Source organism: Siphonobacter aquaeclarae, assembly GCF_900103285.1.
In the GTDB taxonomy this organism is placed as follows: Bacteria; Bacteroidota; Bacteroidia; order Cytophagales; family Spirosomataceae; genus Siphonobacter; species Siphonobacter aquaeclarae.
In genome coordinates this window covers 459,852-478,134 of record NZ_FNGS01000004.1, presented here as the reverse complement: position 1 = coordinate 478,134, position 18,283 = coordinate 459,852, and the positions used below count along the sequence as shown (strand labels likewise).

General features: G+C 53.2%; 19 protein-coding genes. 10 read left to right on the top strand and 9 right to left on the bottom strand.

Annotation, left to right across the window (positions count from 1 at the left end; all coding sequences use genetic code 11):
* Positions 1-56: 56 nt before the first annotated feature.
* Positions 57-950 carry an SMP-30/gluconolactonase/LRE family protein gene (locus BLR09_RS12335; RefSeq protein ID WP_093202346.1) on the top strand — a complete coding sequence of 298 codons (894 nt, stop codon included), beginning with the start codon at positions 57-59 and terminating at the stop codon, positions 948-950.
* A 189-nt stretch (positions 951-1,139) separates the two neighbouring features.
* Here BLR09_RS12335 and BLR09_RS12330 read toward each other — a convergent pair whose 3' ends face one another.
* Entirely contained in the window at positions 1,140-1,613 is a 474-nt protein-coding gene (locus tag BLR09_RS12330) for an acyl-CoA thioesterase (protein ID WP_394331406.1), read from the bottom strand.
* A gap of 231 nt (positions 1,614-1,844) precedes the next feature.
* Here BLR09_RS12330 and BLR09_RS12325 point away from each other — a divergent pair, with 231 nt between their 5' ends.
* Positions 1,845-2,477 carry a DedA family protein gene (locus tag BLR09_RS12325; RefSeq protein ID WP_093202341.1) on the top strand — a complete coding sequence of 211 codons (633 nt, stop codon included), beginning with the start codon at positions 1,845-1,847 and terminating at the stop codon, positions 2,475-2,477.
* Positions 2,478-2,607: 130 nt separating this feature from the next.
* Here BLR09_RS12325 and BLR09_RS12320 read toward each other — a convergent pair whose 3' ends face one another.
* Complete coding sequence (locus BLR09_RS12320; RefSeq protein WP_093202338.1) at positions 2,608-3,657, bottom strand: tetratricopeptide repeat protein; 1,050 nt, start codon at positions 3,655-3,657, stop codon at positions 2,608-2,610.
* 273 nt (positions 3,658-3,930) lie between these two features.
* Positions 3,931-4,575, bottom strand: coding sequence for a class I SAM-dependent methyltransferase (locus tag BLR09_RS12315; RefSeq protein WP_176785530.1), 645 nt, complete (start codon positions 4,573-4,575; stop codon positions 3,931-3,933).
* 206 nt (positions 4,576-4,781) lie between these two features.
* Between BLR09_RS12315 and pheT the strand changes: the two genes are divergently transcribed.
* The 4 genes from pheT (at position 4,782) to rny (ending at position 9,816) form a co-directional block, all read left to right on the top strand.
* Positions 4,782-7,208, top strand: a complete 2,427-nt coding sequence (pheT, locus tag BLR09_RS12310) for a phenylalanine--tRNA ligase subunit beta (protein ID WP_093202333.1) — start codon at positions 4,782-4,784, stop codon at positions 7,206-7,208.
* Positions 7,209-7,246: 38 nt separating this feature from the next.
* Positions 7,247-7,606, top strand: a complete 360-nt coding sequence (locus BLR09_RS12305; protein WP_093202330.1) for a hypothetical protein — start codon at positions 7,247-7,249, stop codon at positions 7,604-7,606.
* 275 nt (positions 7,607-7,881) lie between these two features.
* Positions 7,882-8,163 carry a cell division protein ZapA gene (locus tag BLR09_RS12300; protein WP_093202328.1) on the top strand — a complete coding sequence of 94 codons (282 nt, stop codon included), beginning with the start codon at positions 7,882-7,884 and terminating at the stop codon, positions 8,161-8,163.
* Between the two features lie 81 nt (positions 8,164-8,244).
* Positions 8,245-9,816 (top strand): ribonuclease Y, encoded by a 1,572-nt coding sequence (rny, locus tag BLR09_RS12295; protein WP_093202325.1) that lies wholly within the window; start codon positions 8,245-8,247, stop codon positions 9,814-9,816.
* Between the two features lie 50 nt (positions 9,817-9,866).
* On the opposite strand, the gene BLR09_RS12290 is transcribed toward rny, so the two are convergent.
* Together BLR09_RS12290 and BLR09_RS12285 are read right to left on the bottom strand one after the other, a co-directional pair.
* The gene (locus BLR09_RS12290; protein ID WP_093202323.1) at positions 9,867-10,664 is read right to left on the bottom strand and encodes a hypothetical protein; all 798 of its coding nucleotides are present in this window, start codon (positions 10,662-10,664) and stop codon (positions 9,867-9,869) included.
* A 164-nt stretch (positions 10,665-10,828) separates the two neighbouring features.
* Positions 10,829-11,206 (bottom strand): Rid family detoxifying hydrolase, encoded by a 378-nt coding sequence (locus BLR09_RS12285; protein WP_093202321.1) that lies wholly within the window; start codon positions 11,204-11,206, stop codon positions 10,829-10,831.
* 117 nt (positions 11,207-11,323) lie between these two features.
* Here BLR09_RS12285 and BLR09_RS12280 point away from each other — a divergent pair, with 117 nt between their 5' ends.
* Positions 11,324-12,445, top strand: coding sequence for an AI-2E family transporter (locus tag BLR09_RS12280; protein ID WP_093202318.1), 1,122 nt, complete (start codon positions 11,324-11,326; stop codon positions 12,443-12,445).
* A gap of 21 nt (positions 12,446-12,466) precedes the next feature.
* Positions 12,467-13,411, top strand: a complete 945-nt coding sequence (locus BLR09_RS12275) for a DMT family transporter (protein WP_245689918.1) — start codon at positions 12,467-12,469, stop codon at positions 13,409-13,411.
* A gap of 2 nt (positions 13,412-13,413) precedes the next feature.
* Here BLR09_RS12275 and BLR09_RS12270 read toward each other — a convergent pair whose 3' ends face one another.
* The 3 genes from BLR09_RS12270 to BLR09_RS12260 all read right to left on the bottom strand — a co-directional run bounded on the left by BLR09_RS12270 (position 13,414) and on the right by BLR09_RS12260 (position 15,576).
* Positions 13,414-14,799, bottom strand: a complete 1,386-nt coding sequence (locus BLR09_RS12270; protein ID WP_093202316.1) for a TlpA family protein disulfide reductase — start codon at positions 14,797-14,799, stop codon at positions 13,414-13,416.
* 100 nt (positions 14,800-14,899) lie between these two features.
* A complete protein-coding gene (locus BLR09_RS12265) occupies positions 14,900-15,112 on the bottom strand; it encodes a helix-turn-helix transcriptional regulator (protein ID WP_245689917.1) in 213 nt (70 codons plus the stop codon).
* Entirely contained in the window at positions 15,109-15,576 is a 468-nt protein-coding gene (locus BLR09_RS12260; RefSeq protein ID WP_093202313.1) for a hypothetical protein, read from the bottom strand. The genes BLR09_RS12265 and BLR09_RS12260 overlap by 4 nt, the downstream gene beginning before the upstream one ends.
* A 327-nt stretch (positions 15,577-15,903) precedes the next feature.
* Here BLR09_RS12260 and fbp point away from each other — a divergent pair, with 327 nt between their 5' ends.
* Together fbp and BLR09_RS12250 are read left to right on the top strand one after the other, a co-directional pair.
* On the top strand, positions 15,904-16,920 hold the full coding sequence (gene fbp, locus BLR09_RS12255) for a class 1 fructose-bisphosphatase (protein WP_093202311.1): 1,017 nt from the start codon (positions 15,904-15,906) through the stop codon (positions 16,918-16,920).
* Between the two features lie 142 nt (positions 16,921-17,062).
* Positions 17,063-17,533, top strand: coding sequence for a ferritin-like domain-containing protein (locus tag BLR09_RS12250; protein WP_093202308.1), 471 nt, complete (start codon positions 17,063-17,065; stop codon positions 17,531-17,533).
* A gap of 117 nt (positions 17,534-17,650) precedes the next feature.
* On the opposite strand, the gene BLR09_RS25695 is transcribed toward BLR09_RS12250, so the two are convergent.
* Positions 17,651-18,088, bottom strand: coding sequence for a hypothetical protein (locus tag BLR09_RS25695; RefSeq protein WP_093202305.1), 438 nt, complete (start codon positions 18,086-18,088; stop codon positions 17,651-17,653).
* Between the last annotated feature and the right edge of the window lie 195 nt (positions 18,089-18,283).

Genomic DNA, 18,283 nt, shown 5'->3' with positions numbered 1-18,283 from the left:
AATGATACGACCCGAGGCCTTCACCCATGTGGAGGCCTCCTTTTTCTTTGGAACGAATGAAACGAGTAATCTACAGTGCCGCTCTGGCGCTTCTTCTGGCAGGTTGCTTCCGGCAATCGGCGCCGTCGTTTGACAAAACCCGATACGAAAGCCGTGATTTCACCGCACAGAACCTCTTCAGCAAGAATATAGAAGGGCCCAGTTTCGACAAAAACGGGCAACTATACGTCGTAAATTTCAAGGAGGACGGAACCATCGGCCGGATCAGCGCCGACGGGCAGGGCGAGGTATTTCTGACCCTTCCCGGAAAAAGCATCGCCAATGCCATTCAGTTCAACTCGAAAGGCGAAATGCTTCTGGCGGATTTCATCGGGCATAACGTCCTGAAAGTCAATATGGATACGCAGGAAGTGGGCGTACTGGCGCACGACGACCGCTTCAACCAGCCCAACGATATCTGCATCACGAAAAAGGACGTTGTTTACGCCTCTGATCCCAACTGGAAAAACCAGACCGGGCAGTTATGGCGCATCGATCCCGATGGAAAAGCGAACCTGCTCCTGACGGACCTAGGTACTACAAATGGTATCGAACTCAGTCCCGACGAAAAGACCCTCTACGTCAACGAAAGCGTACAGCGGAAAATCTGGGCTTACGACATCGACAAACGCGGCGACCTGAAAAACAAACGCCTCTTCACCGAGTTTCCGGACTTCGGTATGGACGGCATGAAGTGCGACAAAAAAGGTAATCTCTATTGCGCCCGCTACGGGAAAGGTACCGTCGCCGTACTCAGTCCCAAAGGCGAGCTCCTCCGTGAAGTCATGCTGAAAGGCAAGGACGTCAGCAACCTCGTCTTCGGCGGCAAGGACGGCAAAACCGTCTTCGTCACCCTCCAGGACCGCAAAGGCATGGAGCATTTTAGGGTGGAGACGGCGGGGAGGAAGTGAGGGCAGTTTTCAGTTTGCGGTTTTTTTGTTTTCAGTTGTGAAATACCGGCCGATCAGGCTGTCAGAAAAAAGTGAGGAGGAATAGCGCGAAAGATCATTCTTTGCGCTATTCCTCCTCACTTGTATAGATCATCGAGCGACTATCCGCCTGCCCAACTGAAAACAGAAAACCGTAAACAGAAAACCGATTTATTCAAACAACTTCGCCAGCTCCGTCGCTTCCGACGGCTGCATACGGCCGGCGAGGACGAGGCGCAGCTGGCGGCGGCGCAGGGCGGCTTCGTAGAATTGCTTTTCTTCTTCAGTTTGGGGGACGGCAGCCGGTACGTCGATCGGGCGGCCGGTCTGATCAACGGCGACGAAGGTATAAAACGCCCGGTTGGTCATTACCCGCTCACCCGCCGGGATGTTTTCGGCGTGTACTTCGATATACACTTCCATGGAGGAGTTGAACGCCCGCGTAACGAAGGCACGGAGCGTCACGACGCTGCCGATGGGAATAGGGTCCTTGAAGGCCACGTTATCGACGGAGGCGGTCACCACCACCCGGCTGGAGTGTTTCTGCGCGGCAATTGCGCCGCATATATCCATCAGGCGTAACAGGTTACCGCCCATGAGGTTGCCGAGGTTGTTGGTGTCGTTCGGGAACACCATCTCGGTCATGGTGGTAAGCGATTCGGAGGAAAATTTTTGCTTTGCCAAAGAGATTTCGGATCGAAAAAAGAATGTTGATGAACCGGTTTACGGTCTGCGACGGGAGTATCCGGTGATTCGGGTGCAAAAATCCGAATCCGCCGGGATAAAAACCAAACGTCTTTTCGCCTAAAAATCGGGAAGGGTACCTGCATTCCAAAACATCTGGCCTAACTTCGTCGGACAATATGTTCCCAAGCCATGGCACTACCTGATTGGTTGACCTTCCTGACGGATTCCGAAGAAATTATACGCACCGGCGGCCTGATACTCATCTGCCTGATCGTTTTCGCTGAAAACGGATTGTTCTTTGCCTTTTTTCTCCCGGGAGACTACCTCCTGTTTCTGGCCGGAGTTTTTTGCGGTACGGGTATTCTGACCGTTTCGCTGCCGTTTATGCTCTTCTGTATTTTCGGTTCGGCGGTATTGGGCTCGCTGACAGGCTATCTGTTTGGAAAGTTTTTCGGCGGCAGGCTCGAAAACAGGCCGGATTCCCTCTTTTTCAAAAAGAAGAATATCGAAACCACGCGCCAGTACTTCCTTAAGTATGGATCGAGGGTGTTGATTATCAGTCGGTTTCTCCCCGTTGTCCGGACGTTTGCACCGATCCTTTCAGGCATGATCAAGCTGGACTTCCCGCATTTCATGACCTATAATGTCATCGGAGGAGCCCTGTGGGTAGTCCTGCTCAGCGGCAGCGGCTTTTATTTCGGCGAACGATTCCCCGGTATCATCAACTACGTCCACTATATCATCCTGTTCTTCCTCGCTGTGACAACCTTTACCGTCGTCCGTGCCTATCTCAATGCCAGGAAGGAAATGAAGGCGGAGTAGGGAGTGGCACAGATGGTCGGCTATAAGCAATAAGCCGTAGGCTTTAAGCAAAAAAGCGCTCCCGTTATGAGGGAGCGCTTTTTTGCTTAAAGCTTATCACCTACAGCTTAAAGCCGAAAGCCCGACTGCCTTACTGACAATACTTCTTAATCATCTTCGTCGCCTCTTTTTCCCCGGCCTTTTCAAGCATTTTCCAGTCTTCGCAGGCTTCGGCCATGCGGTTGAGCTTGAAGTAGGTCGCAGCGCGGTTGAGGCGGATGGAGACGTTGGCAGGGTCCAATTGGATACACTGGTTAAAGGTAGCCAGGGCTTCTTCAAACCGCTGCCGGTTGAATTGCTGCAATCCGGTCTCAAACAGGTCTTTGGCTTTCAGTGCCTGCACCGCTTCCAGGGTAAGCTGCCGGTTTTCCGGAAGACCGTATGGAAACTCGTAATTCACCTGCGTGCGGACCGGCTTGTTGTGTACCCGCGCCGGAATCCACTGGCCTTCAGATGCTTTGATGGCTTTGACGAGGTTGTCGTTGTTTTTCGGATCTGAACTCTCGACTACCTGTATATTTTCGATGCGACCGGTCTTGCTCACGATAAAACTAACCCGGAACCGGTCCCGGCGCGGCCGCGCAAGCTGCCGGAAAGCATCTTCGATGTAATTGTAGGAATTCTGGTAGGTTTCGTAGAAAGTACTGTCGATCAGGCGCGTTTTGAACTTCGGATACACAAATTCATTCATCACAAAAAAGGAATCCGTATCGTACTTGGCAGCCGGAAGAACAAACCGTTTCTGGATATAGTCCTCGTAAGACGAAGCGTCCTGGCGGGCACAGATGAAGCGAAGCTGATCGTTCCGCAGTACAGTAGACGTCTGTTCGGAAAGCTGAAGCTCATAGTCCGTCAGCTTGTCGATCTGATACGTGGCATTCTGGGCGGTACGGATACGACTGCCGCTCAGGGTGTAGGTCACTGTGGTGCCTTTGCCTCCGGTATAGAAGCGCAGGCGACGGTCTTCGAAGACAAAGACGATATTACTCCGGTCTACTTCCTCGTCGCTCATCATCTGATACCCGTTCCGGTACTCTACGCGCTTCGCTACCCAGACGCCCTTGAGTTTCTCCGCATCGATATCCTGGGCCAGCAACTGCTGGGAAAGTATGACTAGTAAAAAAAGACAAAACGGTTTCATGGCAGTCGTTCCGGGTAAATCAAAAGGGCATGATTCGGGAAGGTACAACTGAAAATCCCGGATCACACCCTCATCGGCGAAAATTGAGATGCCGAAAATTAACGACAACTTGGGTTTCGGCAAATATAGCGTTTTGATTTAACCAATTTTAAGGGAATATGTATAGCTGAAAACACAACGTACAGTCGTTGCCAGAAATTTTTACCCGATTGAAGAGAAGTTTTTCCGGGAAATAGCGACTAACTCCGCCGAAATGTCGCAAGCGCCTCTGCCTCAGGAACCCGCGCCGATCATGTCCTTCTGTGCTTCCGGCAGGCATCTCCAGGCATAAAAGGTGCCGAGCAGCGTCGGCTGTATCCAGGCTACAGTTACTTCCGCAAACCCGCTTTCCTTCAGCCATCCGGGCCACAATCCCGCAGGGCCAAATCCGTTTTGCGTGCGGTCGACTGCCCGTGTGACCCGGGTCATCAGCCGCTGCGCCGGTGTGAGGGGTGGGCCCCAGTCTCCGAGCCAGAAGCAGCCGTCCGCCGCCAGTACCCGCCGCACCTCCCGGAAATAATGCCGGGCTTCTTCTTCCCCGAAATGCTGAAATACCCAGGTGGAAGTAACAGCGCTGAAATGCCCGTCCGGAAACGGCAGCGTTGTGGTTTGCGCCAGGTGTACGCGGAGGTGTTTTTTCCGGCAAACGCCAACCATGTGCGGGTCTGCGTCGATGCCTTCGGCCTGTTCGGTCGGAAAAAGCGAAAGAAAAGCACCGGTACCGCAGCCGAAATCCAGAAGGGAAGCCGGTCCGACCTGATTCCGCAGCCAGCTGCGGATGCGCTGTTCGGGTGTGCCCAGGCGAACAGCCCAGTCGTATAGCGGGGTCAGAACCGCATAACCAAGTGCCGGTACAAAAGGAACAGGACGCTGCGCCACACGTATGGAATTACAAAGACGGACCCGGGAAGACCGGTAAACAGATGAGCCTAAAGGTAGAAAGGAAAACCGGTATGAAGGAGGAGTGAGGAAATCTCATTTCTCCGCCCGACGCTAGTAGCAAATTCCCTACTTTTGCAGTATTGACCTGTATAGCTGCCCGGCAAACCGAGACGTCCGGGCCATTTTTTCGATAGTACATCATTATGAATATTTCCCTCAATTGGCTCAAGCAATACATCGCGCTGACGGAGTCGCCTGAAGAACTGGACCAGCTCCTGACCGGCTGTGGTCTCGAGGTGGAGGAGATTGAACGGATCGATCCGGTTCCGGGAGGTCTCCGGGGTGTGGTCATCGGAGAGGTGCTGACGTGCGAGCGGTTTACCGTCAAGGAAAAACAACTGAGCCTGACGACAGTAGATATCGGTGAAGAAACGCCGTCGACCATCGTCTGCGGCGCCCCCAACGTCGCCGCAGGCCAGAAAGTACTCGTTGCTACGGTGGGTACGACGATCTATCCGACTGGTGGCGAGCCTTTTACCATCGCCAAACGTAAAGTATACGGTCATCCGTCGGAAGGAATGATCTGTGCCGAAGACGAACTCGGCCTCGGTCATGGCCACGACGGAATCATGATCCTGACGACGGCTCTCCCCAACGGCACGCCGGCAGCCCAATACCTGAAACTGGAGCCGGATCACCGCATTGTGATCGGTCTGACGCCAAACCGTGCCGACGCCGCCTCGCATATCGGCGTTGCCCGTGACCTGAAAGCGCTGCTCGGCCGGGATATTAAAATTCCCTCTGTGGATGGTTTTCACAGCGAAAACAACCAGCACCCGATTACGGTGACCGTCGAAAATACCGAGGCCTGCCCGCGGTTTTGTGGTGTAACGATCGACGGAGTGAAAGTAGGAGAGTCGCCCGACTGGCTGAAGGAACGCCTGACGGCGATCGGTCTGCGGCCGATCAACAACGTCGTCGATATCACCAACTTCATCTGCCATGAAACGGGTCAGCCGATGCACGCGTACGACTGGCACGAGCTGGCCGGTCAGCAGATCGTCGTGAAGACCCTGCCGGCCGGAACGAAGTTCGTTACCCTCGACGGCGTCGAACGGACCCTGTCAGACCAGGATCTCATGATCTGTGACGCAGAAAAACCGGTGGGTATTGCCGGGGTATTCGGCGGGCAATCGTCCGGGATCAAGGAAACAACGACGCGGGTATTCCTGGAAGTGGCGTATTTCTCGGCCGACTGGGTCCGGAAAACGGCCATGCGTCATGCGTTGAAAACCGACGCCAGCTTCCGTTTCGAACGGGGCACCGATCCGAATTTCAAACTGTACACGCTCAAACGCGCCGCACTCCTGATTCAGGAAATCGCAGGCGGAAAAGTGACGAGCGAAGTCACCGATACCCATCCGGCCCAGTTCAAGCCGGCACAGGTGGAGATGACATACCGGAATATCGACCGGCTCATTGGGCAGAAGCTCGACCGGGCCCGGATTGAACGAATCCTGACCGACCTGGATATCAAAGTCTGGAACGGTACGGAGGAAGGGTTCACGGCTTCGATTCCCCCGTATCGGGTGGATGTAACCCGGGAAGCCGATGTGATTGAGGAAATTCTCCGGATTTTCGGACTGAACAACATCGGGCTGTCGGACAACCTCAGCACTGACTACCTGGCGAAGTTTCCCGAGCCGTCGAAAGACCGGGAACGTATTCCCTTCAAGATTTCGCAACTGCTGGCCGGCGCCGGCTATCAGGAGATCTTCACGAACTCACTGACAAAGCCGTCCTATGCCGAATCGGTGAAGGACAGCCTGCCCGGCGAGAATGTGGAAATCCTCAACAAACTGAGCGAAGACCTGGGCGTGATGCGGCAAAGCATGCTCTTCTCCGGCCTGGAAGCGCTGGCATATAACGTGAACCGTCGTCAGCGGGACCTGAAATTCTTCGAATTCGGAAAGACCTACCACAAGATTTCCGGCAAGTATGTGGAAAAGTCGCACCTGGCGCTCTACCTCACCGGTAACGCAGCAGGCGAAACCTGGCAGCAAAAAAGTCGGGCGGCTTCGTTCCATGACCTGGTATCCGGCGTCAACCGGATTTTCCGGAAGCTGGGTATTGAGGAGTATGACGTGCAGGATGTGGAAAGCGGAGACGTCTGGGCCTATGGCCTGGCCTATGTCGTGAAAAAGCAGGTGGTAGCCCGTATCGGTCTGGTACGCCCTGATCTGACGAAACGGTCGGACCTGAAGCAGCCGGTGTATTACGCCGACCTGGACTGGCCGGTTCTGATGAATCTGTATACGGCAGAAGTGACGTTCCGTGAAATTCCGAAATTCCCGGAAGTAAGACGGGATTTGTCTCTCGTTTTAAATAAAACTGTTAGCTTTAAGCAGGTACAGGAAATTGCTTCGAAATACGAGAAAAATCTCCTGCGTCAGATCAACGTTTTTGACGTGTACGAAGGCGCTAACCTTGGCGAAGGAAAGAAATCGTATTCCGTGAGTTTCATCCTTCAGGACTATACCCAGACCCTGACTGACGCTCAGATCGATAAAGTGATGAACAAGCTGATTCTGGGTTTTGAGAAAGAGCTGGAGGCTGTGATCCGGAAGTAATTCCTGTCATTTTCCTTTAACCCTTTTAATCAAGTACGATGGATTTTATCGATACGTCACGTTCTCCGGATGAACTGGAAGAACGGCTGCGCTCAAAGGGTCAGCACCTGGAACTGAAAATCCGGACGCTGTTGTCGCAGATGGACCAACTCAATATGATGTTGCAGGATAAACAACGCGAACTGGAAGGGCTTCATTCCCTGCTCAAGGAGCGTGATGAACTGATCCGGAAGCAGAAAGCCGATTTGTCTGATCTGCGGAAACGCAGCGAGCAGAAAGGCCGGATGAGCCGCGTAGCGCTCGATTCCCTGAACCCGGATAACCCGGACGCGCTGCGGATTCAGGTAGATCATTTTATCCAGGAAGTGGACAAGGCGATCAAAAAGCTGACGGAATAGCAGTAACAGGTGATAAGCAATAGGCGGTAAGCTTTAGGCCGCAAACGGCAACGTTTACACAGCTTGCAACTTATTGCCTATAGCTTAAAGTCCGCCTGTTGCGGTACATTTCCTGCCGCAAAGCTTCATTCCAGCCCGATTATTTGTATATATTCGTTTGAAAATACTAAACTTGTAACAGTTTAGACGTTATTACAGGCCATCCGACGGGCAGCAATGCCGTTCCGAAGGCAGAGAAAACGGGGTTATTGCGGTGAAAGCTTTAGCCAATTCGCATGGGAACAACGCGTACCATCCACATACAGCTCGCTGGAACTCAGTATGAAATGACGATTCCGAAAGAGGACGAACTTTACGTCCGGGAAGCCGCCCGAATACTGAATGAGCGAATGCAACAATTACTCGAGAAGGAAAATGTGCACAGCATGCACGAGCGTATGACGCGCGTGATGTTGTTCTGCATGGTTTCGAACCTGAAACTGAACGCGATTCAACACCAGGCCTTCGCGCAACTCGAATTGATGGACGACCTGATCACTCCTGCTATCAGGAACTGATCATTTCCCTTTCCGTTTCTCTCCCCCAGGATCAAGTCCGGTGATGGACTGTTTGGTTTCACTACATAACCATCCAGCCAAATGCAGGATTCTGGTATTCTATTGTATTTGCTCGATACCCTTATTACGGCGGGGATAGTCTTCTTCATTACCCGCCTGTTTTTGGGAAAAGCGATTAAAAACCGTGAGGCAGAGGCTGAAACACGGGCAGCCGACATTATCCGGAATGCGGAAGAGAAAGCGGAGAACATTAAAAATCAGCGTATCCTGGAAGCGAAGGAAAACTTCCTGAAAAAGCGTGCTGAGTTCGAGGAAGAAACGAACAAACGCAAGCGTGCTATTCAGGAAAACGAACAGAAGCTGAAAGAAAACGACCGCCAGCTCAACCAGCAGCGGGAGCAGGTAAAACGCAAGGAAGAAGAACTCGAACGTCAGCGGCAGCAGGTTACCCAGCAGCAGGACAGCGTCAAGCGGAAACTGGAGGAAGCAGAAAAATCCCGCCTCAACGCCGTTTCTCAACTGGAGAAAATGGCCGGTCTGACGGCCGACGAAGCCCGCCAGCACCTCATCGATAACCTCAAGGCAGAAGCCGAAACGAAGGCGTCCAGCTATGTCAAGAATATCGTCGAGGAAGCCAAGCTGACAGCTACGAAAGAGGCGAAAAAGATCGTCATCGAAACGATCCAGCGGACGGCCGCTGAACAGGCGATCGAAAACTGTGTATCTGTATTCAACATCGAATCAGACGACATCAAGGGTAAAATTATCGGTCGGGAAGGACGGAACATCCGGACGCTCGAATCGGCTGTGGGCGTCGAAATCATCGTCGACGATACCCCGGATGCAATCGTTATTTCCGGCTTCGACCCTGTCCGCCGCGAAATTGCCCGCCTCTCCCTGCACCGCCTCGTACAGGACGGCCGGATTCACCCTGCCCGGATCGAGGAAGTGGTCAACAAGACCCGGAAAAACATCGAAGACGAGATCGTCGAAATCGGCGAACGTACCGTCATCGATCTGGGTATTCATGGCTTGCACCCCGAACTGATCAAGATGGTGGGCCGGATGCGCTTCCGTTCCTCTTACGGACAAAACCTCCTCCAGCACTCCCGCGAGGTCGCGAAGCTTTGCGCCACGATGGCTTCCGAGCTCGGCCTGAACGCCAAGCTGGCCAAACGTGCCGGTCTGCTTCACGACATCGGGAAAGTATGGCACGAGGAGCCCGAGCTGCCGCACGCCATCCTCGGTATGGAGCTGGCGCAGAAGTACAAGGAGCACCCCGAAGTGTGCAACGCCATCGGCGCCCACCACGACGAAATTGAAATGACGAGCATGATCTCGCCGATCGTGCAGGTGTGTGATGCGATCAGCGGCTCTCGCCCCGGCGCGCGTCGTGAAATGATGGAAAGCTATATCCAGCGTCTGAAGGATCTCGAAGCGTTGGCTATGAACTTCAGCGGAGTAGACAAGTGCTATGCGATCCAGGCCGGTCGTGAACTCCGTGTCATCGTCGATTCTGACAACGTAACCGACGAAAAGGCCGGACAGCTCAGCTACGATATTTCCCAGAAGATCGAAAAAGACATGCAATACCCCGGTCAGATCAAAGTCACCGTGATCCGGGAAATGCGGTCTGTCGCCTACGCGAAGTAAGCGCTATACAATTCTCCGAAACGGCGGCTGTGGCAACACGGTCGCCGTTTTTATTTTCCGGGAGACACAAGATGCTGCTCAAAGAGAAAGGAGATCGACGGATTCAGCACCGGATAATTGAACCGGAAAAAGGCGGCACTGCGGTCTGCTTCGATGAGCAGCTTACCGCGCATGGCTTCCCCGGGTTTGAGGATCATCCGCCGGAAAGTTTCCTGCCCGAAGGTCGCCCGTTCCCAATGCAACTGATCGATCTGGTTGGCAAACTGCTGCCGGTCCGTAACCCGCTTGACAGCCAGCGCCTGCCAGCCGGCCGACATCGTGGCGCTTTTCGTGGCATATTCATGGAAAGATTGCCGATGGTTGGATTCGTTGGATACTTCGGCAACAGCCAGTCCGACAAACAGTACCGTATTCAGTACTTTGTTGGCCCGCAGGCGGCGTTCGGCGGCGGCCATCCGTTGAGGGATCAGCGTTACTTCTTCGTCAGGGTCAAGGGCGCGGGCAGACGCAAATACCAGGGTACCGTCGGCCCGTTGCGACGGCAACTGTTCCTTTCGGTTGTCGAGCGCCATACCCCCGAAGTCCCGCGGGCGGATCTCCAGTTCCCGCTCAGAGATATTCGTAATTTCAGTATCGAAGACGTAGTATTCCTTCCACTGGCCTCCGTCTCTCCGTCGGTAGGTGTTTTCGAAGGAAGTAACCACTTTGACGCTGTCGTTCAGTTGTTTGACGACGCGGAATCCTTCTTCGTCACGGGCACTGGTATCCAGGGGATTAAGCCGGATCATCTTGTGCGAGCAGGACGTCAGGATAAGAGCGGAAAGGAGGAGGTAGAAGGTGTGTTTCATGGCCGTCCGGGGTGTGGTTGGACAAAGCCAAATATAAGCAGCAAACAACTGTCCGTTAGATCATTAACGTTTTTTAACGCCTAAAACGAAAATGTCCGGCAAGATGTGCAGACACCTGGCCGGACAAAACTTTTCGGCTGTTCGCCGGTTACGTAAACAGGAGCTTAATCTTCAATCGCAATGACTGAAATTTCCACCGACACGTCTTTCGGAAGGCGGGATACCTGTACCGTTTCCCGGGCAGGGAAATCGCCGGTAAAAAACTCGCCGTATACTTCGTTCACCAGTGCGAAATCGTTCATATCCTTCAGGAAAATGCTGGATTTCACAATATTGTGGTAATTAAGGCCGGAGGCGCTCAGAATTTCGCCGATGTTGACCATTACCTGCCGGGCCTCCGCCTTGACGCCGGCTTTTGCTTCCGCCAGATCTGCTGCAATCTGTCCTGACACGAAGACGAGGGAATTGATTTTAACAGCCTGAGAATAAGGCCCGATGGGAGCGGGGGCATTCGGCGTGAAAATGATCTGTTTTTTTCTCATTGATCCGCGTAATGTATTTTAAGCCGGCAAGATACTAAAACTCAGGAGTACTGTCCGGACGTTCTGTTTATTCAGACGCCGGTTTTTGATATAACGTTTAGTCGCAACCCCAAAAAAATGGCTGCTTCCACCGGAAATACACCCCTTTATCACCGCGTTTCGCACGTGCTGATCATCCTGGTTATTCTCACCTACGGCATCTACATCGGCCAGGAAATTCTCATACCGCTTGCCCTTGGAGGCCTTCTGGCTATTCTGCTGCGGCCGGTAGAAGCCTGGTTTATGCGGATAGGCCTGCATAAAGTCATTGCGATTTGCCTGACGCTGCTGGTTGCAATAGTGGTATTGGCAGGACTGGCGACGTTCATTTCCATGCAGGTATCGACGTTTTCGGAAGACTGGCCCCAATTGCAGCAAAACCTGACAGATTTTTACCAGGATGTGCGGCGCTGGGTACGCAGCGAGTACCACGTCAGCTACCGGCAGCAGGCGCAGTACCTCAAGCAGGCGCAGCAGAAAACCCTCGAAAGCCTGCAGGGCAGCGGAGCCGGGGCGATTGCCGCGATCTCCGGGCCGCTCGGTACCCTGGCGCTTCTGCCGATCTATGTGTTTCTGTTGCTGTATTACCGGACGATGCTGCTGAAATTCATCGTCTCCCTCTTCCCCGAAAAAGAAGCGCCGCGCGTATGGGACATACTCAGCCAGGTGAAGACGGTGATCCAGAGCTATGTCATCGGGCTGCTGCTCGAGACGACCTGCGTAGCCCTGCTCAATTCCCTCGGGTTGCTCGCCCTGGGTGTCAAGTATGCAGTCATGCTCGGCGTCATCGCAGCGATTCTTAACCTGATTCCGTACATCGGCGGGCTGATAGCCATCGGTCTGACCGTCATCATCGCATTCATGAATACCCCGGATCCAACCATCCTGATGGGGGTTGTGGCGGTATTTCTCGTCGTACAGTTTATCGACAATAATTTCTTTGTTCCGATGATTGTCGGCTCGAAGGTGAAAGTCAATGCCCTGGTTTCCATCGTCGGCGTGCTGATTGGCGGCGCTATTGCCGGCGTATCGGGTATGTTCCTCTCCATTCCGGCAATTGCCCTGCTGAAAGTCATTTTCGATCGTGTGGATGGCCTGGAGCCCTGGGGTATGCTCATCGGAGACGACAAGCCTGACGACGCGAAGCGTCCTCTTTTCCGGCTGCCTTTCGGGGAACGGGAAGGAAAGAAAAAAGGTTGACGTGTTTTCGTCTCCCCCATTATGAGTAGTCTGCCGGTATCTCCCGTTCTGAAAAATGTTTCGAAGCGATATGCGTCTTCGTCGGTCGCGCTGATGTTGTTTGCTTCCTTGCTGTTTGCTTCGATGACGGTCATTGCCAAGCAACTGAGCGGGCGTTTCGATGCGGTGGAGCTGGTGTTTTTCCGGAATGTAATCGGTGTAGCTTCGATTCTGATCAGTGTCCGGCAGCGGCCTTTCCGGCATACGGGCGGCCGCCTGGGGTTACTCGTCTTTCGGGGCGTGGTGGGGACGGCATCGCTGTATACCCTGTTTTTTGCCGTCCGGACGCTGCCCCTCGGTACGGCGTCGGCATACCAGTATACCTATCCGATTTTTCTGAGCCTGCTGTCGTTTTTCATTTTGGGCGAAAAGCTGAATGTCCGGGAATGGACGGCCATCGGCCTGGGCTTTGCCGGTATTCTGTTCATTTTCCGGCCGGATGTGACGATGCCGCTGCGCTGGCACCTGATCGGGTTGACCTGTGCGTTGCTGACGGCGGTTTCGTACCTGTCGATCCGGGGCCTCAAGACCTATTACGATACCCGGGCAATTGTTCTATCTTTTATGCTGTCCGGTATGCTGCTGCCGATCATTTCAATGGCGGCGGGTCATTTTCTACCGGATTCCCATAGCATCTTCCTCGGCCGTTTCGTCTGGCCGGAAGGCTGGGAGTGGCTGGTGCTGCTGGCGATGGGTTTCGCGGCGCTATTGGGTCAGTTGGCCATGACCCGCTCGCTGGGAATGGACAAGGCCGGGCGCGTTTCTGCGGTAGGCTACTCCAATATTGTTTTTTCCCTGATTTTCGGCCTGATACTGGGCGATCCGTTTCCATCGTGGCTCATGCTGCTGGGCGTTGCCCTGATCATGACCGGCGGGGTACTGATTGCCTGGAAACGAAAGCCGGAGGAGCCGCACGGAGAGGGGTAGGGTTACTTCCCTGACGCCGATACTGCTTCAATCTGTTTGATTAGCTCCTCCGGATTTTCGGAAGGACGCGTGATGCTGAAACGTCCCGAACGATCCAGGAGGAAAGTCGTGGGATAAGCCGCGACGAGGTAATCTGCAATAACAGGATGTTCGCCAAAGCGGTTTTCCGTAAATACATGCTGTCCGGAAATGTTAAACCGGGCCAACGCCTTCGTCCAGGTATCCCGTCCATCCACCGAAATCACGAGAAAAACAACATCCGGATTATTTTCAAAGTATTTCTTCACCGGTTCTGTCTTCCGGAACAACGCATGGCAGGGACCGCAGGCGGCAAACCAGAAATCGAGGTGTACGACCTTCCCGCGCAGATCGGCAAGCGTGATTTTCTTTCCATTCTGATCCTGCAGTGAAAAATCCGGCGCGGGTTGGCCCTCCCGGATACGCGTGGCATAGCGGTACCGGGCCTCGGCGATCTGTTTCAGCCGGGCGTCTTCGAGCTTGCCGATGGCCGGGCGGATGCCGGAGTCTTCGCCGGGATTCCGGGCAATGTCACGCAGTAACCGGGAAAACAAGACCCGGGTTCTCAGCCTGCGCGGCAGCGTCTGTAGAAAGTAGGCATACATCGTCAGCTTGTTTCCGGGCAGGGGCGCGATATTTTCCTCGAAATAGATCGAGGCAGTCGATTCCACCATCGATACATAAAAACGGGAGGAAGCAAAGCGGTCGTCAAACACAAGCAGCTTTTTCAGGGCCTGCCGCGAGGCGGTACTGAGCTTCCCGCTTTGCTTCTCCAGAATAGCATTGTAGGAATCTCCAAAAACCGATACGAGGCTGTTGTACTTCACCCGCAGTACCATTGCCTCCAGGTACCCTTCCAGCACCGGGCGACAGGCAATACGGATTGCCGGATCAGGGATCTTTCCCGCCAGTACAATCCGGATACTATCGATTTTCGGAAACAGGTAGTCGACGGGGTAGGAGTGCTTCCGTGCGGGTTCGGTTTCTGCAATGGCAAAGGCTTTCAGCCGGTCGATTTCTTCCGCGAGAAGGAAAGCTTTTCTTCCGCTGCCGGCAACGGTATAGGTACGGGCGAAATCCGACGCATCGTACCGGATGTCGAGATGGGTACCCGGACCGGCAAACCCGCCGAAACGGTTCGTGCCGTCGTAGAAAGCCAGCGAAACCACGCTGGGAACGTCAATCCGGTAGTCGATCCGGCCGTTTTGAACCGGTATGGAAATCGTCGCGGGACCTTCTGCGATATCACCGGAAAGAACGGTACACTCGAGTTGTGAAGCCGTCAGGTTGGAAACGGTCCCGGTCACCCGGATCTCGCCGGCGCGGACCAGGTGTGTCAGAAAAAGCAAAAGAAAGAGCGTCGGTCGCATAGAAAGGAAAAGTAATGGGCCCGTCGGCCGTTTTTTTAAACAAAGGTCTCCTAACGGCGCGCCGGAGAGACGCCCGGATCACACAGGAAAGGAGCGCCGGCTATTCTTCGCGCAGGAAGAATACGTCGTCTACCTTTTTGCCGAAGACAGCAGCAAGGCGTATGGCGAGGATGGTAGACGGCACATATTTGCCGTTTTCAATCGAGATAACAGCCTGCCTGGATACGGAGACTCTCTCTGCCAGCTCGGCCTGCGTCATCTGAAGCCTGGCCCGCTCTACGCGCAGGGTATTTTCAAGAATATAGTCTTTCAATCTGTTCTCCGCGTGAGGTAGTAGTACCGGGCCACATAGGTTGTACCGAAAGCGAGTACGCCGGTACCCAATATGCTGGTGGTGGTGTTGATAAGTTGGTAGCCGGGCGCCAGCACGAAATAGCCGAACAGGAGAACGGCGCCCAGCAAACCGCTTATGACCGCAAACTGCGTTGCCTCCAGCCGGGCATTGTAGTGGAATTCATCCGGTTCCTTCGTAAAGAGAAACAGCAGGATACCGAGGGCAATCAGGGCGGTTGTTGCGTAACTCAGCAGGGAATTGACCGACCAGAATTCCGGAGGGTATGGATACGAACCATCCGGTAGTGTCTGCTCTGGCCATAGAATCCGGTAAATGTTGATAAGTCCTTCTGTTTCAGCCATCCACAGGCCGGCCAGTCCGATCAGGACGGCAAAAATGCCGCTGTTTTTGAATGAGGCAGGTATGAGAAGCAGTTTTTTCATCGGTTTAGAAGTTTGCTTCAAACGTAAGTCAAAGCAATTGAAATGTAAAGTATAGATTACATTTTGTGATGAATGGATTACATTTTGGTGTAAATTAATGATGTGGGTATCTGTCGCGTGACGATGGCCGTTTCTCCTGTATAAAAAGCCGCCTCAAAATAAGGGTTCCCTCCCGCCTAAGGGGTCTCATTATCAGATCGCTTAATCTCTTTCCTTTAAAAAATTCCGTAACTTTTCCTCTCATCGTTGTTGCTGCCCGGTCCGAACCGGACAGAGAGGATCTCTTTTGTTTCTATCTGTCGTATATCTAAAAAAACGAGCACAGCCATGACTCAGGCCGATGAGAAAATTGCCATGCCCGTCGGGGTAACCCTCGACCGCTTCATCAAGCGAAATCAGGAAGCTTTTCCGTTCGCCACGGGGGAGTTATCCCAGCTATTGCGGGATATTGCCCTTGCCGCCAAGATCGTGAACCGGGAGATCAACAAGGCCGGTCTTGCTGACATCACCGGAGAAATCGGCACCTCCAACATCCAGGGAGAAAGCCAGCAGAAACTCGACGTCATCGCGCATATCCGCTTCATGCGGGCGCTCAGGAACGGAGGAGAAGTAGCCGGTATCGTCTCGGAAGAGGAAGACAGTATTCTCTTTACAGGTAACGACGACGCGAAATATGTCGTGGCCATTGATCCGCTCGATGGCTCCTCGAATATCGATGTCAACGTGTCCATCGGTACTATTTTCTCAATATACCGCCGGAAAAGCGAAATCGGCACGCGGGTGACGGAGTCCGACTTTCTGCAGGGAGGAGACGCCCAGGTAGCTGCCGGGTATGTGCTCTACGGTTCGTCCACCGTACTCGTCTATACCACCGGCTGCGGGGTCAACGGGTTTACGTATGAGGCGTCGCTCGGGGAGTTTTTCCTGTCGTACCCGACGATCACCATGCCGGAAGACGGAACCATTTATTCCCTCAACGATGGGAACCTGCACGACTTTCCCCCGCAGGTGCTGACGTACATTGACAAATGCCGGCGTCGCCGGTACTCGGCGCGGTACATCGGCTCGCTCGTCGGGGATTTTCACCGGAACCTGCTCAAAGGAGGTATCTACTTTTATCCGCCTACGGTGAAAACGCCGAATGGAAAACTACGCCTGCTGTACGAGTGCTTCCCGCTTTCCTTCATCATCGAACAGGCGGGCGGCCTGGCAACCGACGGACGGCAGCGCCTCCTTGGCGTGCCCATCCGGAGCCTCCACCAGCGCAGTCCGCTCTGCATCGGCTCAAAAAAGATGGTGGAGGAAGTAGAACAGGTGCCCTCTATGATCCGACGCGACAACTGACGACTTGCACGGTTCGGGGACAATTTTTCCCGGTTGTGGAATGAGCGTTATGGGTTAATTGGTTGATTTTTAGCGTTTTGTAAAAGTGGCGTTGGTTTTTTCGGGATATAGCCGATTACCATATTAAACCAACACTAACGTCATGGAAACGACCAATGAAAACCTGGTTCATGTACTGAACGACCTCATCCGCATCAACAATGACCGTATTGCCGGCTATGAAAAAGCAGCCGAAGAGGCAGAAACGGAAGACGTAGACCTCAAGGCGCTGTTCAACCGCCTCGCCAATGAAAGCCGCAACTACCGGGACGAACTGAGCCGGGAAGTGCTGGCGCTTGGCGGCGAGCCGACAGACGAAACAACTACCTCCGGAAAATTCTACCGCGTCTGGATGGATGTGAAAGCCGCTTTTACCGGTCACGATCGGAAAGCCCTTCTTCAGAACTGTGAATACGGGGAAGACGCCGCGCAGGACGCGTATCAGACTGCGCTGGAGTCGCAAGCCAGTATGTCTACCGAAGTACGCCAGCTCATCGCCACGCAAAAAGGCAAGCTGAAAGATTCCCACGATGCGATCAAGCGATACCGGGACCTGCATGCGGAACTGAGCTAGCTTTATAGAGCGGAATGAGAACAGAAAGAAAGGTGCGTTTAGGCACCTTTCTTTCTGTTGATGAAATTAGCGTTCGATCATTAAAGCATCGGACACCCTCGCATATTACCTGGTTCTCTAGTAAATACCGATGGGGTGTTCCCAAAATTCTACTTCAATTTTACCCTTGGTTGCCGTGCCTGGGGTAAAATGAAGGCCAAGTACCAACCCCTTTTGTCCAATGCTGGAACTGCTCTCGGAATTTATTGAGTCAGAATATATTCGCGCGTACTTCCTTATGACCGCTGAATCGAGTTGGACTAAGTTGTCTGCTATTGGAAAGGGAGGGAATTCATTACTTCCATCACTAGAAAACAGTCCTTCAGAGTAGCCGACTGTGCCATTCATGTATCCTTTTATTTTGTATCCAGCGTCTGCATTTCCACTTTTTAGTTTGAAAGTCAATGTGATAGGCTTTGATAAGTCAGTGATCAAATGAGTTTCTCGAATATCCCGACTATTACACCCTAAAACCATCAGTAGAATTGCGGGGACGGTTATCAACTTAGTAATCATTGCAAAGTGTGGTTGCTGAGTTGGTGCTAAATAAATAACTTGTTTGGCTACCGACTGCGCTCTTCGAGATGTTCCGCAGGGCATCTCGAAGTCCAGATGCAAAAGATATGTATCTTTTCAGACCTTAACTGTCACGTCCGGCAAGCCGCGTAAGATTAGGCAGGTGTAAGAATTATACATCAGATTTAAATCTGA